The organism is Shewanella sp. N2AIL (assembly GCF_022690845.1).
Taxonomy (GTDB): domain Bacteria; phylum Pseudomonadota; class Gammaproteobacteria; order Enterobacterales; family Shewanellaceae; genus Shewanella; species Shewanella baltica.
On sequence record NZ_JALBYT010000003.1, the window covers coordinates 148,548 to 163,384 of the forward strand.

Sequence of the window (14,837 nt, forward strand, 5' to 3'; positions counted from 1 at the left end):
TATAATCACTGTCGTCTCTCTATAGCTCAACAGGATAGAGCAGCCGCCTCCTAAGCGGCCGATCGGGGTTCGAGTCCCTGTGGAGAGACCAGATAGTGCTTATGTGATTTCAACTTCACTTGAAGAGTTTTCTGATAAGCATGATTTCCAGAAACACAATTTACAGCTTCCTCTGTCTATCCCCCTTAAAAAACAGCTCTCTTAATCGTTACTATAAAATCCAATACTAGGATATAGCCACATTGCGCCATTTCCCTAAACTTGGCTAAGTCAGTATAATCCGACACATTGATGTTTGATGAGCCTTCAGGGCTCAACCTAGGAGAGCTTGCTTGGCCAACACTTATATCCCGCTAGAACAATACCGCCGTAAGTGGATTTTCAACAACAAAGACTTGCCTGTCACTGACGAAGACAAGGCGCATATCCTGCCGTTAACAGATAAAAGTGCGATGGAAATCTGGAATCAATGGATCAGTAACAAGAGTAGTCGTGCGGAGCAATTTACTAAGGGAGACTGGGCGGCGAAGGCTGATGCTTGGGTGGAAACAGATCATTGGCAGAGTGCTTGGGATAGTGAAGAGAGCAGTTTACCCGCCATGTTAGCCGAGTTCATTCAATGGCCCGATGAGACAACCGTCTATTTTTGCTATGAAAAATATCAGATTATTGAAACTCGTTGGGATGTGTTCGTCCGTAATTGGAAGTGTTTTCTCTTCTTCGACGACGGTCCAATTTTGATCTCACCAAAACAGAAACAAGCTGTGATGTTCGAACAGAGTGGTCAGTACAAGCTAGGCACTCGCGGATAATTTTCACGCAGAAAGTCTAACGCTGATGATTTGCCGCCGATAGTTTTACACCAATACTTTTACGTCAATTGTTTAACGCGATGATTCATCTTGTTGGCATGCTCATACTTAATGATGAGTATGCCATATTTAACCATTTTCGAATGATGCTTAGGCACATTTAGCCTATCTCTCCCCTCTTCTTTAGATTAACATCCATTTTCGGTGCCGAGTATTTGAGAAGTTGGGGTCAACTTTCTGCTGTAAATACTCATAAAATCTGCTTTATACCAATCGAATTAAATATCTGTTCATTCAGCGGGAGTTCAACGCGCTTTAGACAAGGCGAAGGCTTGAAGGCATAGTGGTGCTCTGTCGAAAGCCTTGAACGCAGTATAAAGCGCGTTGCCATGCCGTTAACATTAGCCGCCCTTCGGGAGCCTCACAGGCATCCGACTCCGGTGTTGCATTGGCTTAAAAGGGAATAACCATTTCTGCGTCAATGCGCCTTGGATTGTGATGCCTGTGAGGCTCTGAACTGATTAGATATTTATTGTGATTGGTATTAAACCCAATAATTAAAATAGAAAAATGAGGTGTATTATGAAGTTACTCTCCACTCTTACCCTAGCAAGCGCGCTGTTATTACCCCACACATTAATGGCCAAAGAAGTATCAGGTGTGCAAGTCGCCGATACTGTGACGTTAGATAGCCAAGCATTACAGCTCAATGGTGCGGGCGTTCGCAGTAAGTTCTTTATGGATTTATATGTGGGCAGTCTGTATTTGCCAGCAGCCTTGAGTAGCACTGCAGCGGTTATCGATGCTCCGATTGCGGCAATCCACCTTAATATTACCTCTGGCATGATCACCTCAGAAAAAATGCGCGATGCGATCACTGAAGGTTTTGAGCACGCGACCGCAGAAAACACCGCCGATATTCAACCGCAAATCGATGCATTTATGGCGCTGTTTAACGAAGAAATTAAAGAAGGTGACCAATTTACCTTAGTCGCCAATAAAGCCCGCGGCGTGACGGCCTATAAAAATGGTCAGGAACAAGCCACCATCGAAGGTGAAATGTTCCGTCAAGCACTGTTAAAAATTTGGCTAGGTGACAAGCCAGCCCAGAAAAGCCTCAAAGAGGCCATGCTAGGCAAATAACTGACATTAACGTTAGAATTTGAATTCGATATCCAAGGCCGCAGCGCCTTGGCTATCCATATCAAGCGCGGCTTGGTCGGTCACTTCTAGCTCCCCATCAAAGTAATATCCGGCGTAAAGATTCACTGTTATTGCAGACGTTGCTCGCCAACCACCGCGCAGATAACTCACCCATTCGTTCGTTTCCACTACAGTGTCATCGTCTTCGATCAGGAATCGCTCAGTACGACGCGAACTACCAAAGCCGACATTCCAATCGGAATTAAATCGATAACTCAGCTCTAATCCTGCAGGACCACTAAAACCGGCTTGGAAAGGATTGGCGAGTGCCCAATGTTCATCTATCTGCCAGCGCATGGCGAGATATGGCACAGTGCGAACTTCATCGATATCATTGAGATACGCGACGCCAAAGCCAATCATATTCCCTGAATCAAATGCATACATGGCAGACGCCACAATACCGTAACTCTGGGCTTCGCTGGCCGATGCAGTGTCGGCGTAGGCATATTGGATCTGCGGCGCTAAAAAGAAGGCCCAATGTTTATCCATGCGATAATTTAACGACACTCCGGCACGGTAACGATTGATATGATCCCAATTCTGCCCGTCGGTACCAAACAGCGGGGCGACATTGTTAGCACCAGTGAGCGTGATATTGCGCCAATCATAATCCAGCCTGTCGTAACCCACACGAAAGCCCAAAGACCATTGCTGATTTAACGGAACATTCATCCCTGCACTCAATAATAAACTGTCCCTTTGTAGCTCAGTATTACCATTGGCAACCTCGGCACTCTGGGTGCTGATCTGCGCGACACTTAATCTAAAAGGCTTGTATTCCTGCGAAGGTTTATCCGCTGCAATAGCGGCACAACTCATTAACGGCAACAGTAATACAGCGCTTTTCAGCAGGCGCAGTTTTGCGCTCGATGGTGAGAGTTCTCGATTAGCCACGTCAGCTCCTTGCATTTAAAATGATTAACAGATTTTTTGCGCATAATACGCGCTATCAAGCTAAAAGGTTCATGCTTTCAATATTCAGATACAAAATGATACTTTTATATTGTGCAAGTTTTATTAAACCCGATGCGCCTTCAGGAACATGTCTGCACAACCCAAAATATACTCATTTCTATCGTCAACGAGTTCATCGGCCGCCAAGCCCAATTCTAATTTGAGTTTTAGCTCACCAAACAACATTAAACATAAACGCACCGCACTATGGTGCGCATTACCGAAGTGATATTGCCCTAGGGCTTCTACTGTCACTAAATAATCCGCCAATAACCCCACTATATGTTTCGGGCCCGCGTCGAAGAACAACTGCGACACTTCAGGATGACTTTCGGATTGTGCCACACAGGCTTTAAATACCGTAATAGCTTCAGGGCTGACGATCATCTCCCCAAACTGCAGGGCAAACTGAGTTAATGCCGATTCAGGCTTAGTGGGATCACTTAACAAATCATCATTAAGATTATGGCCGACACACTTAGATTCGATTGCCGCAACAAATAATTCATCTTTGCTGCCGTAATGGGAATAGACGGTTTGTTTAGACACGCCCGCAAGCTTGGCAACCTCATCCATACTGGTATGGGGAAACCCTTGACGACAAAATAAATCAATAGCAGCCACAAGTACTTGCTGACGTTTTTGTTCGCTACGGCTCAGAGGTAACTGCATCTCAGAGGAATGCATCATATCGACTCTCGAATAGATAGACATAATAAATTGGCATTAGTTAAGCACAAAATAGACTAGACAGTCTAGTTCCGCGCAACTAGACTAGCAAGTCTAGTTACATAGCATTAACGTTTAACTTACAGCGGAAGCACTTAAAATGGATCGAACTGCCCGACGTTCTTGGCGCACTATCAGCGTCTGCGTGTTTGCTTTAGTCACAGTATCCGCCTGTCAAAAGGAAGTCACTGAACACGCCACGACAACCGTACTGCCCACAGTCACGAGCCAAACGTTGATCCTGACCCCAAGCTATCAGCACGAGCAGACCTTCACGGGGACTATCCGTGCGGGCAACACAACTGGCGTCGGCTTTGAACTAGCAGGAAAGTTAAACGAGCTACAGGCCGATTCCGGCATCAAAGTGAAGCAAGGTCAAATACTGGCAATCCTCGATACCCGACTACTTGAAGCCGAGCGTCAAGAGATCCAAGCGAGTCTGGCGCAAACCCAAGCCGATGTTGATCTGGCCACCAGCACTCTAAAACGTAATCAAGAATTGAAAAAATCGGGTTATGTCTCTGAGCAGCTATTAGATGAAAACCGCTCACAATTAAATAGCTTAGCCGCGGCGAAAAACCGCCTACTTGCCTCACAGCATGCCAATCAACTTAAGCTCGATAAATCCATCTTAGTGGCGCCCTTCGACGGCACCATCAGCCAAAAACTGCATAACTTGGGCGAAGTGGTTACTGCGGGCAGCCCCATTTTCACCTTAGTGGGCAATATCAATCCTGAAGCCTACATTGGCGTACCTGTGGCGTTAGCGGAGCAGTTTCACGCCGAACAGCAAGTACAAGTCAGCGTGCAAGATCAAACCTTTACCGCCAAAATCGCCGGTATCAGCGCCGAAGTGAATCCCGTCAGCCGCACCCTACAACTTAGGATCAGCCTGCCCCAAGATGCCCGTGTGATTAACGGTGAAATTGCGTATCTGCATCAACAGCAGCAAATTGAGCAAGCTGGGTATTGGGTGCCGATTTCAGCGCTAACGGATGGCATTCGCGGATTATGGAATCTGTATGTCATCGCAAATCATGAACAGCAATCCATCATAGAGCGACGAGATGTGGAAATTCTCTACACCACCCAAGACATGGCCTACATTCAAGGCGCGATTCAGCCCAATGAAATCTATGTCAGCCAAGGACTCCATAAGCTGGTCGTAGGCCAAGCCGTGTCTCCCATTGCCGCAGCCACGAGGTAGTTATGATTAAAGCCTTTGTTGAAAACGGCCGCTTAGTCAGCCTCGTTATTGCACTATTACTGGTCGCGGGCTTTGGCGCTATCTCGAGTCTGCCGCGTACTGAAGATCCACACATAACCAACCGTTTCGCCTCTGTGATCACCCCTTATCCCGGAGCTTCGGCTGAACGGGTCGAAGCCTTAGTCACGGAAGTGCTCGAAAATCAGCTCAGACGCTTAGAAGAAATCAAGCTGATCCAGTCGACCTCTCGGCCGGGGATTTCAGTCATACAGTTAGAATTGAAAGACACTGTCATGGAGACAGATCCCGTGTGGTCTCGGGCGCGGGATTTATTAGCCGATGCGAAAATCAATCTGCCCGAGGGCATACCATCCCCGACACTCGATGATCAAATTGGTTATGCCTACACCGCCATTTTAAGCTTAGTGTGGAATAGTAATACGCCCGTTCGAGTCGATATGCTCAACCGCTACGCGAAGGAATTACAGAGCAGGCTCAGGCTGTTGTCGGGCACAGATTTTGTCAAACTCTACGGCGCGCCGACCGAAGAAATGCTAGTGCTGCTCGATGGCAACAAGATGAGCCAGTTACAACTCACTCCCGCTTCCATCGCCCATATTCTCAGCGGCGCCGACAGTAAAATTGCCGCGGGTGAAATTAACAATCGTGAGTTTCGCGCCTTAGTCGAAGTCTCGGGCGAACTCGACTCATTAACTCGCATTCGCCAAGTGCCACTCAAAATTGATAACCAAGGCCAAATTATTCGCCTTGGGGATATTGCCCTTGTCACTCGCCAAGCCAAAACGCCCGCGGATAGCATAGCGTTAGTCGATGGTGAACAAAGCGTTTTTGTCGCCGCGCGCATGCTTAACAATAGCCGTGTCGATCTCTGGCAAGCACAAGTGAATAGCGTCGTCGATGAACTTAATCGCGAAGTGCCCGCCAATATCCAGATCCAATGGCTATTCGAGCAAAACAGTTACACCAGCGATCGCCTTGGCGGACTCGTGGTAAACCTGCTGCAAGGATTTATGATCATCTTGCTGGTATTGCTACTCACCCTCGGACTACGAAACGCCATCATAGTGGCGATTTCATTGCCCCTTACAGCACTATTTACCTTGGCCTGCATGAAATATATCGGCCTGCCCATACATCAAATGTCGGTGACAGGACTCGTCGTCGCCCTTGGGATCATGGTGGATAATGCGATTGTGATTGTTGATGCCATCTCACAACGGCGTCAACAAGGGATGAGCCGCCTAGCCGCAGTGAGTGAAACCATACACCATCTTTGGCTGCCCTTAGCAGGTTCAACGATTACCACGATTTTAGCCTTTGCGCCCATAGTACTGATGCCCGGTGCCGCTGGTGAGTTTGTCGGTGGCATTGCTATGTCAGTGATGTTTGCGCTGCTGGGCTCTTACCTGATTTCCCACACGATAATTGCGGGACTCGCTGGACGATTTAGCCATGAAGGCAAACATGATGCCTGGTATCAACACGGGATCAATCTCCCGCTGCTGAGCCAATATTTTCAAGCGAGCCTCAGAATCGCCCTTAAACGCCCTATTCTCAGTGCGCTGCTTATCGGCATTACGCCAGTATTAGGTTTTTACGCCTCGGGCAAGATGACAGAGCAATTCTTTCCGCCTTCGGACAGGGACATGTTCCAAATTGAAGTCTATCTTGCGCCCCATGTGAGTTTAGACAACACCTTGAACCAAGTGCAGTTGATGGACAAAAAGCTCCATGCCGTCAATGGGATTACCCAAGTCGATTGGGTGGTGGGCGGCAATACGCCCTCATTTTATTACAATCTGACACAGCGCCAACAGGGCGCGACTAACTATGCGCAGGCCATGGTGAAAGTGACCGACTTTGAACGTGCCAATGAGCTGATCCCCGAATTACAACAGAAATTCGACAGTGCTTTCCCCGAGGCACAAGTGCTAGTACGAAAACTCGAGCAAGGTCCGCCCTTTAATGCGCCGGTAGAATTGATGATCTTCGGTCCAAATCTCGATACGTTGCGTTCGCTGGGCGACGAAGTTCGCAATATCCTCGCGCAAACGCCGGACGTACTCCATACCCGAGCCACTTTAAGTGCCGGTGCGCCTAAGCTGTGGCTGCAAGTGAATGAAGATGCCAGCCTGATGAGTGGTTTAAGTCTGACGGATATTGCTAAGCAGATCCAAATGTCGACCACGGGCGTTATCGGGGGCAGCGTGCTTGAGCAAACGGAGTCATTACCCGTCCGAGTACGACTCGGTGATGGCAGTCGCGAACAAGTCACCCGCCTTTCAGAAATTCAATTAGTGACACCTTCAGGTGAGTCGGTCGCGCTCTCTGCCCTCGCCCACAACGAAGTGCAAGTGAGCCGCGGCGCCATTCCAAGACGTAACGGCCAAAGGGTGAATACCATAGAAGCCTATATTGTCAGTGGTGTGTTACCCGCCCAAGTGCTGAACGATGTCAAAGATAAAGTGGCACAACTCGCGCTGCCATCGGGATATCGCATTGAAATCGGCGGTGAAAGCGCGAAACGTAACGAAGCGGTCGGCAATTTACTGTCCAATGTGATGTTAGTCATCACCTTGTTATTGGCCACTGTGGTGTTGTCGTTCAACTCCTTTAGGCTCACGGCGATTATTCTATTGAGCGCGATACAATCGGCAGGGCTTGGCCTATTAGCCGTGTTTGTGTTCGGTTATCCCTTTGGATTCCCTGTCATCATAGGTTTGCTAGGCTTGATGGGACTGGCCATTAACGCTGCCATAGTGATTTTGGCGGAACTTGAAGATATGCCGAGTGCCAGACTCGGCGATATGGAAACCATAGTCTCAACCGTCAGCAGTTGTGGTCGCCATATCAGCTCGACAACCATCACCACAGTGGGCGGTTTTATCCCGCTTATCATTGCTGGCGGCGGATTTTGGCCTCCCTTTGCCATTGCTATCGCGGGCGGCACGCTGCTGACGACTTTGCTCTCTCTGGTTTGGGTACCGACTATGTATTTACTGTTGATGAAAACCCGTAAGGCGAACAATCAGTCCGCCATTCCAGCTTAAATCGCATCGTGGACTAGGTATTGATACAGTTTATCTTTGAGGTTTAACCGCTCTAATTTTAACGCTAAAAAGTGCTCATCGGCGGTGGGCACTTTAGTCAACTCCAGTGCCCTAATTTTATTATCGAGCTCATGGTAACGACTGGCCATAGTCGCAAAGGCGCTATTATTGACTTTTAGATGCTTAATTTGATCGACAAAATCAGGAAACTCATAAACTAACGCATGATTCTCACCTAGCATATACACTTCCCCTATAATGGTTCTGACTCAATGAACTCCATTCACCTTAAGCAGCTTAGTCCATGCCATCACAATACGGCCAGTTAGCAGGACTTTTTATCTGCCGACATGTCTGTGGAATGAATTCATTAACTCAAGTCTAAAACTGGTAAAATATCAAAGAATTGACTATACAATTGCTTAAATACTAGACCCATATCAAGACCATGGAGTGAGACTTAGGCTACATTGATGTAACCGTTACCTATAGGATCGTACGATGAATTATAAAAATTGGCCTATTGCAAAACAAATAGGTGCCCTCGCGTTTATTCTCACACTCACCATTTTTGGCATACTCAGTACTGTTTCCTACAAAGCCGCTTCAAATGTATTAGAAGATAAAGGCATGAGTGCCATGAAGTCCGAAATGCGTGCCGTTTCAGACATGTTAGAACTGCAATACGATAGCCTTTTGCAGCTTGCAAGGCGCAACGCCGACGTGTTTAAGGAAATGTATCCAGGGCAATTTAGTAAACCAAATAAAACCGTCAATGTGATGGGAGTAAGCTCCCCCGCCCTCATGCACGAACAAGAACAAATTAACTCCTCAAAAAGTAAAGTCGATCGTTTTGCTAACCTGACAGGCGGTACGGCAACGGTATTCGTGCGTGATGGCGATGATTTTATGCGGGTATCGACCTCACTCAAAAAAGCCGATGGTAGCCGTGCACTAGGCACCTTCCTCGGCAAAACGCATCCAGGCTATCAAGCGCTGATCAGCGGCCAAGAATACGAAGGCTACGCCAAACTCTTCGGCAAAGACTATATGACAGTCTATCGCCCAGTTAAGGACGTCCAAGGGAAAGTCATTGGTATCTTATATATTGGCTTTGACATCACCAGCTCGTTAAAACAATTACAAGATGCTGTAAACAGACTCACCCTAGAAGAAAGCGGTCATTTTCTGTTAGTGCGTAAAGCGGACAATGTACTTGTCGCGCATCCTAAATTTAATGCGGGCGACGTTATCACCGAGAGTATGCTCGATGGGTTAAGTGTGGCTGAGGCCACGAAAGATGATTCTGAGTACAGTTATAGCAATAGTAAAAATGAGCCTATGTTTGCCTATAGCCAAACCGTAACCGGCTGGAATTGGATGTTGGTAGGCCAAGTTAAGGCGAGTGAACTCAATGAAGAAAGTATGCAGTTACTCACTATCAACGCTATCGTTGCCCTCACAGGGATTGCGCTGATCACAGCACTGCTTTCAGTAGTATTAATCCGTGCACTTAAACCGTTACATGCCCTACAAGTGCATATGGAAAGCCTAGGCAGTGGCGATTTTAGTCATCACTTAGCGCCATCGGAACCACAGAGTCAAAACGAAGTTGATCGCATCACCACCAGTGTATCGACCATGTCCTCAGAGTTAAGGCAGTTGATCATTGCCCTGCAGGATTCGGTGATGAGTTTAGAGCAGCAGGCTTCTAAGGCACAAAGTATCGCCAAACAGAATGGCGAAGAAGCTCAGGCCTTAATGCTACAAACGGATCAAATTGCCACAGCCATTGAAGAAATGTCGACCTCTATTCGTGATGTGGCGAACCATGCCCAAGACGGCGCAGTTCAGAGCCAGCAAGTGGATGCCGCTGCCAAAGAAGGCCAAGATCAGCAAGTTAAAGTAGTGCAAGATTTACTCAAGCTCAGTGAACAGCTCAGTAACAGTCATCAGTCGGTTGAAAAAGTCAGTCACGAAAGTGAAGCCATCAGTAAAGTCACCGAAGTGATTAACAGTATTGCCGAGCAGACAAACTTACTGGCACTCAATGCGGCGATTGAAGCGGCGCGCGCAGGCGATCAAGGTCGAGGCTTTGCGGTCGTTGCCGATGAGGTGAGAACCTTAGCCCAGCGCACCCAATCATCCATTTTAGAAATTGGCCAAACAATTGGAAAGCTACAAACCCAAGTGAAAAGCACCACAGAGCAAATGGGTCAGAGTCATCAATTAGGTATGGAATCCGCAGCACAGGGTGAAGCAACCGGCGAGCAGCTTAAGGAAATCACCCGCCGGATTGGTGAACTCGCCATTAGTTCACGTAATATCGCCTCAGCAACTGAACAGCAAAGCAGTGTTGCAGAGGAAATTACTCACAATCTGCATCAGATCAGTGAACTAGCAAATGAGGGCGAGCACCGTGCCACTGAAACCGTACATTCAGCCAATGAACTGTCTTCCTTAGCGGCGGCTTTAAAACGCCAAATAAGCCAGTTTAAGGCCTAGATAGACTCGCTCGACAGGTTCAATTAACACCACTAGCTCAAATTTTTAATGAGTTGTTTATCAAATGCCACCCACACTGGGTGGCATTTTTTATGGCCGCGATTCCAACAGTTTTGGGCATCATTCAAGAAAGCGACTTGAGGAGATAGTTATTGAGGATAGCTATTTTAAAAGAGCCCAACACAGGTTAAACCTTACCTCACCCAGTAAATAAATCCCAATAAAAAACCCCGCTAGTGCGAGGTTTTTTAAATCGAGTTTAGACGTTACTCGGCATCATCTGCCGATCTGTCCATGTTCTCAGTATTCTCAAGCCACAGGGCATTGATAATCCCGAAAGAACAGGCCAACAAAACCCCTAATATCCACGTAAAATACCACATAGCAGATGCTCCTTAATGCCTAATAGAGTGAGGCTTTGTTATCTTCAATATGTTTACGACCGATACGGCCAAACATTTTGAAATAAGTCCAAACAGTGTAGCTCAATACTATAGGGACGAAAATCGCAGCGGCAGCAGTCATCACCCCTAAGGTAGTTTTACTGGCTGTTGCATCCCACATAGTCAAACTGACGTTAGGGTCTAATGATGATGGCATAACGAATGGGAACATAGCTGCACCGCACGTCAAAATCACCATAGCGACAGTCAGCGAACTGAATAGGAACGCAAAACCTGAACGGTTAAAGCGGCTCACCAGAATCACTAACAGCGGCAATAGCACACCTAAGAAAGGGAACAACATAGTGATGGGGTATTTGTCATAGTTGGCAAGCCAAGCACCCGCTTCAATCGCGACTGTTTTCATTGCTGGGTTAGACACCGCATTATGGTCAAGGACTGATGTCACGACATAACCATCAATACCATTGGCTAACCACACGCCTGCTGCTGCAAACAACACAGCCACTAATAGTGCGAAGAATTGCGTGGCTTTCGCAGCACGCACTCGCAGCTCGCTATCAGTCTTCATTTGTAGCCAAGAAGCGCCTTGCATCATAAACATGCTCACGCTCACAAGACCTGCCAGTAGACCGAAAGGATTCAACAGACCGAATAGACCACCGTGGTAAGTCGCACGTAGGAACTCATCGAATTCAAACGGTACGCCTTGTAACAAGTTGCCAAAGGCTACGCCTATGATCAGTGGAGGTACAAAACCGCCGGCAAACAAGGCCCAGTCCCACGACTTACGCCACTTTGGATTTTCAATTTTAGAACGGTAATCGAATCCGACTGGACGCATGTAAAGGGCAAACAGCACTAACATCATGGCGACATAGAAGCCAGAGAAAGACACTGCATACACCATAGGCCAAGCGGCAAATAACGCACCACCTGCTGTGATTAACCACACTTGGTTGCCGTCCCAATGGGGAGCAATAGTGTTGACCATGATACGGCGTTCAGTATCGTCTTTGCCTATGATTGGCAGTAACGCACCGACACCCATGTCAAAACCGTCAGTAACCGCAAATCCGATGAACAGTACGCCGATCAGAGCCCACCAGATAACTCTTAATATTTCATAATCAAACATAATGAAATCCTCTGCTTAGGCTTCTAGGTTCTCGAAATGATAACGACCAGTTTTTAAACTGCTCGGACCAATGCGGGCAAACTTAAACATCAAGAACATCTCAATCACCAGCAGCACAGTGTAGAACAGGGTGATAGAAAGGATACTGAACCATAAGTCGCCAGTCGTTAAACTCGATGCAGACATAAAGGTCGGTAGTACCTCAGAAATCGTCCAAGGTTGACGACCATACTCAGCCACAAACCAACCACACTCAATCGCGATCCAAGGTAATGGCAAGCTATAAAGTGCAGCTTTAAGTACCCATTTCTTCTCAGCGATTTGATGACGTGTGCTTTGCCAGAATGCCGCAGCAAATACGAACAACATGATAAAGCCTAGACCCACCATCACACGGAAGCTCCAGAAAATCGGTGCAACGTTCGGGATAGAATCTTTAGCTGCTGCTTTAATTTGCTCTTCAGTGGCATCAACCACTTTGTCTGTGTAGCGTTTCAGTAAGAAACCATAGCCTAAGTCGACTTTTGCTTCTTCAAAGGCCGCACGCAGTTCAGGGGTTTCTTCACCCGCACGCAGCTTCACTAACATGGCATAGGCTTTCATACCGTTACGGATGCGCACTTCATGCTCAGCAATCAAGTCATGGATACCCGTGACTTCTTCATCCAATGAGCGTGTTGCCACAATACCCATAGCATAAGGAATTTTGATCGCATAATCCGTGTGCATGGTTTCTTGATTTGGGAAACCAACCGCAGTAAAGGCCGCAGGAGCAGGTTCAGTGTGCCATTCAGCTTCAATCGCCGCTAACTTAACACGCTGTGCTTCACCGACTTTATAGCCAGATTCATCACCTAACACGATAACCGATAGAATTGCCGCCATACCAAAGCTTGCCGCAATCGCGAATGAGCGACGGGCAAAAGGTAAGTCACGTTTCTTGAGGATGTAATAAGCACTGATTGCCAGTACAAACATGGCACCCGCGACATAACCCGAAGCCACAGTGTGAACAAACTTCACCTGCGCAACAGGGTTAAACACCACTTCAGCGAAGCTGGTCATTTCCATGCGCATGGTTTCGTAGTTGAACACTGAACCCACAGGGTTTTGCATCCAACCGTTTGCCACTAAAATCCACAATGCCGACATGTTAGAGCCAAAGGCCACTAACCAAGTCACCACTAAATGTTGACGTTTAGTGAAACGATCCCAACCGAAGAAGAACATACCGACGAAGGTAGATTCGAGGAAGAAGGCCATTAAACCTTCAATAGCCAGAGGCGCACCAAAGATGTCCCCTACGTAATGCGAATAGTAAGACCAGTTAGTACCAAACTGGAATTCCATTGCCAAACCTGTAGTAACCCCCAAGGCAAAGTTAATACCAAATAACTTACCCCAGAACTTAGTCATATCTTTATAAATTTGTTTATCCGTCATCACATACAGTGATTCCATGATAGCCAGCAAAAATGCCAACCCCAACGTCAAGGGAACAAACAGGAAGTGATACATGGCTGTCAGCGCAAACTGCAACCGCGATAGCTCAACAACCTCTTCAACAATCATCGGTGACTCCTTACTTGGTGCGTCCAATTGCTATGATAAAACCCGCGTCAATCACAGCAAGTGCCTTTGTAGGATAGTGAGTTTTCATTTTGTGTTTATATCTGAACATCAGTATAAACCGTTAAATTTAATCTTTTGCATTAGTTCGAAGCAGCAAGGGCTAAAAAGTACCAATATCCGTCGCATATTGAGACGCGAGTCACACTATCGCAAGTAACTGAGACCGACACCTTACCACTCAATCAATCAAATGATCTCATCGATATAAATATCAGATAGTTAAGATATTTATTCGTTTTCATTTGTGGCTATTTTATACCACCTCGCTTTGATGCAAATCAATCAAACTCAGTGGTTTAGGTGGGTTTTGCGGTGAGGCACACACTTCCCCATTGAGAGGGATTGACAACCACATAAAACAGGAGTAGTGAGCAAGCGTTAATTAATGTAAACCCATACTTTTATTAATTAGCCGCCACAAATCAGCTTAAGCTACCAAAAAACTAACAAACAAATAATGTTGCAACAAATTAACTAAAAAACTTAAAAATATTTTTAGAGAAATATTAATTTAAAACCTTTAAAATCAACAAATAAACTCACATATAGAAATAAAAATATAAAAATAGCATTAAAATTCATTAGTTTTAATAATGAATAATTGTATTTTTTCTCGTTTGAGAAGCTAACCTGAGTTGTTTAATATATGTCCTGTGTTAAGGAGACAATTTGGTAGAACTGGTGTCGTAGCCCAGTCAATGCCAACTTCGCGCACATAGGTATTAACTTTTGGTGTGGAGATATCGATATGACTAAATTATTTGAACGTGTGGTTAACAGCTACAAGCGTGTTTTTGTTGAACTTTATACAGCTAATGAGCTGAAATAATTCCCCGAATTACTCGTGAAATTTATTGCATTAATTTGAAGTTTTGTTAGCGCAAAACGAGCCCCCCTCTCCTTGAGAGTGGGGGCTTTTTCTTTTCTAAAGCCACAAAATCTGCCTTCAACTCTAGAACCCCATAAAACGTCGCTTCCAGCATCAAGTATGCAACATACCTATTAATAGGTATTTACCGATGAAAGAAGCTATTTTTTCACTTTGGTCCATTAGATTATTTGCAATAAGTGTTAATGATTTGAAATCCAAGATATTTCATAAAAGTGCATTTTAAATATAAAAAAAGGAGCGAAATTATCGCTCCTTTTTTACGATTAACTAAACCCACTTTTACCCAT

The 14,837-nt window shown here is 46.1% G+C and carries 11 protein-coding genes and 1 tRNA gene; 6 read left to right on the forward strand and 6 right to left on the reverse strand.

All coding sequences use genetic code 11. The features are described 5' to 3' along the window. Window positions 1-15 precede the first annotated feature (15 nt). The 3 genes from MO387_RS03765 to MO387_RS03775 all read left to right on the forward strand — a co-directional run bounded on the left by MO387_RS03765 (window position 16) and on the right by MO387_RS03775 (window position 1,955). A tRNA-Arg gene (locus MO387_RS03765) sits at window positions 16-91 on the forward strand. A gap of 241 nt (window positions 92-332) precedes the next feature. After that, a complete protein-coding gene (locus tag MO387_RS03770; RefSeq protein WP_242326044.1) occupies window positions 333-812 on the forward strand; it encodes a DUF2947 domain-containing protein in 480 nt (159 codons plus the stop codon). A 582-nt stretch (window positions 813-1,394) separates the two neighbouring features. Continuing rightward, complete coding sequence (locus tag MO387_RS03775; protein ID WP_242326045.1) at window positions 1,395-1,955, forward strand: chalcone isomerase family protein; 561 nt, start codon at window positions 1,395-1,397, stop codon at window positions 1,953-1,955. A gap of 12 nt (window positions 1,956-1,967) precedes the next feature. Here the strand turns inward: MO387_RS03775 and MO387_RS03780 are convergent, their stop codons facing one another. Both MO387_RS03780 and MO387_RS03785 read right to left on the reverse strand, forming a co-directional pair. Next, the gene (locus tag MO387_RS03780; RefSeq protein WP_242326046.1) at window positions 1,968-2,912 is read right to left on the reverse strand and encodes a DUF6268 family outer membrane beta-barrel protein; all 945 of its coding nucleotides are present in this window, start codon (window positions 2,910-2,912) and stop codon (window positions 1,968-1,970) included. A gap of 123 nt (window positions 2,913-3,035) precedes the next feature. Next, the gene (locus MO387_RS03785) at window positions 3,036-3,662 is read right to left on the reverse strand and encodes a TetR/AcrR family transcriptional regulator (RefSeq protein WP_242326047.1); all 627 of its coding nucleotides are present in this window, start codon (window positions 3,660-3,662) and stop codon (window positions 3,036-3,038) included. A gap of 139 nt (window positions 3,663-3,801) precedes the next feature. Here MO387_RS03785 and MO387_RS03790 point away from each other — a divergent pair, with 139 nt between their 5' ends. Both MO387_RS03790 and MO387_RS03795 read left to right on the forward strand, forming a co-directional pair. Further along, window positions 3,802-4,908 carry an efflux RND transporter periplasmic adaptor subunit gene (locus MO387_RS03790; protein WP_242326048.1) on the forward strand — a complete coding sequence of 369 codons (1,107 nt, stop codon included), beginning with the start codon at window positions 3,802-3,804 and terminating at the stop codon, window positions 4,906-4,908. A 2-nt stretch (window positions 4,909-4,910) separates the two neighbouring features. After that, window positions 4,911-7,979, forward strand: coding sequence for an efflux RND transporter permease subunit (locus MO387_RS03795; protein ID WP_242326049.1), 3,069 nt, complete (start codon window positions 4,911-4,913; stop codon window positions 7,977-7,979). Here MO387_RS03795 and MO387_RS03800 read toward each other — a convergent pair. After that, complete coding sequence (locus MO387_RS03800) at window positions 7,976-8,221, reverse strand: DUF465 domain-containing protein (protein ID WP_006082467.1); 246 nt, start codon at window positions 8,219-8,221, stop codon at window positions 7,976-7,978. The two genes, MO387_RS03795 and MO387_RS03800, sit on opposite strands and share 4 nt — an antisense overlap. Window positions 8,222-8,480: 259 nt before the next feature. Between MO387_RS03800 and MO387_RS03805 the strand changes: the two genes are divergently transcribed. Beyond that, on the forward strand, window positions 8,481-10,484 hold the full coding sequence (locus MO387_RS03805; RefSeq protein WP_242326050.1) for a methyl-accepting chemotaxis protein: 2,004 nt from the start codon (window positions 8,481-8,483) through the stop codon (window positions 10,482-10,484). A gap of 266 nt (window positions 10,485-10,750) precedes the next feature. Here MO387_RS03805 and cydX read toward each other — a convergent pair whose 3' ends face one another. From cydX to MO387_RS03820, 3 genes are read right to left on the reverse strand one after another with little or no spacing between them, the layout of a single operon-like run. Beyond that, entirely contained in the window at window positions 10,751-10,867 is a 117-nt protein-coding gene (cydX, locus tag MO387_RS03810; RefSeq protein WP_006082469.1) for a cytochrome bd-I oxidase subunit CydX, read from the reverse strand. Between the two features lie 19 nt (window positions 10,868-10,886). Then, window positions 10,887-12,026, reverse strand: coding sequence for a cytochrome d ubiquinol oxidase subunit II (cydB, locus tag MO387_RS03815; protein WP_106651105.1), 1,140 nt, complete (start codon window positions 12,024-12,026; stop codon window positions 10,887-10,889). A 15-nt stretch (window positions 12,027-12,041) separates the two neighbouring features. Next, window positions 12,042-13,598: a cytochrome ubiquinol oxidase subunit I gene (locus MO387_RS03820; protein WP_115334203.1), complete on the reverse strand. Its 1,557-nt coding sequence runs from the start codon at window positions 13,596-13,598 to the stop codon at window positions 12,042-12,044. Window positions 13,599-14,837 lie beyond the last annotated feature (1,239 nt).

Excerpts from the sequence above, each read along its gene's own strand:
- MO387_RS03775 (WP_242326045.1), top strand. The coding sequence starts at position 1,395 with ATGAAGTTACTCTCCACTCTTACCCTAGCAAGCGCGCTGTTATTACCC.
- MO387_RS03785 (WP_242326047.1), bottom strand. The coding sequence starts at position 3,662 with ATGATGCATTCCTCTGAGATGCAGTTACCTCTGAGCCGTAGCGAACAA.
- MO387_RS03790 (WP_242326048.1), top strand. The coding sequence starts at position 3,802 with ATGGATCGAACTGCCCGACGTTCTTGGCGCACTATCAGCGTCTGCGTG.
- MO387_RS03795 (WP_242326049.1), top strand. The coding sequence starts at position 4,911 with ATGATTAAAGCCTTTGTTGAAAACGGCCGCTTAGTCAGCCTCGTTATT.
- MO387_RS03800 (WP_006082467.1), bottom strand. The coding sequence starts at position 8,221 with ATGCTAGGTGAGAATCATGCGTTAGTTTATGAGTTTCCTGATTTTGTC.
- MO387_RS03805 (WP_242326050.1), top strand. The coding sequence starts at position 8,481 with ATGAATTATAAAAATTGGCCTATTGCAAAACAAATAGGTGCCCTCGCG.
- cydX (WP_006082469.1), bottom strand. The coding sequence starts at position 10,867 with ATGTGGTATTTTACGTGGATATTAGGGGTTTTGTTGGCCTGTTCTTTC.
- cydB (WP_106651105.1), bottom strand. The coding sequence starts at position 12,026 with ATGTTTGATTATGAAATATTAAGAGTTATCTGGTGGGCTCTGATCGGC.
- MO387_RS03820 (WP_115334203.1), bottom strand. The coding sequence starts at position 13,598 with ATGATTGTTGAAGAGGTTGTTGAGCTATCGCGGTTGCAGTTTGCGCTG.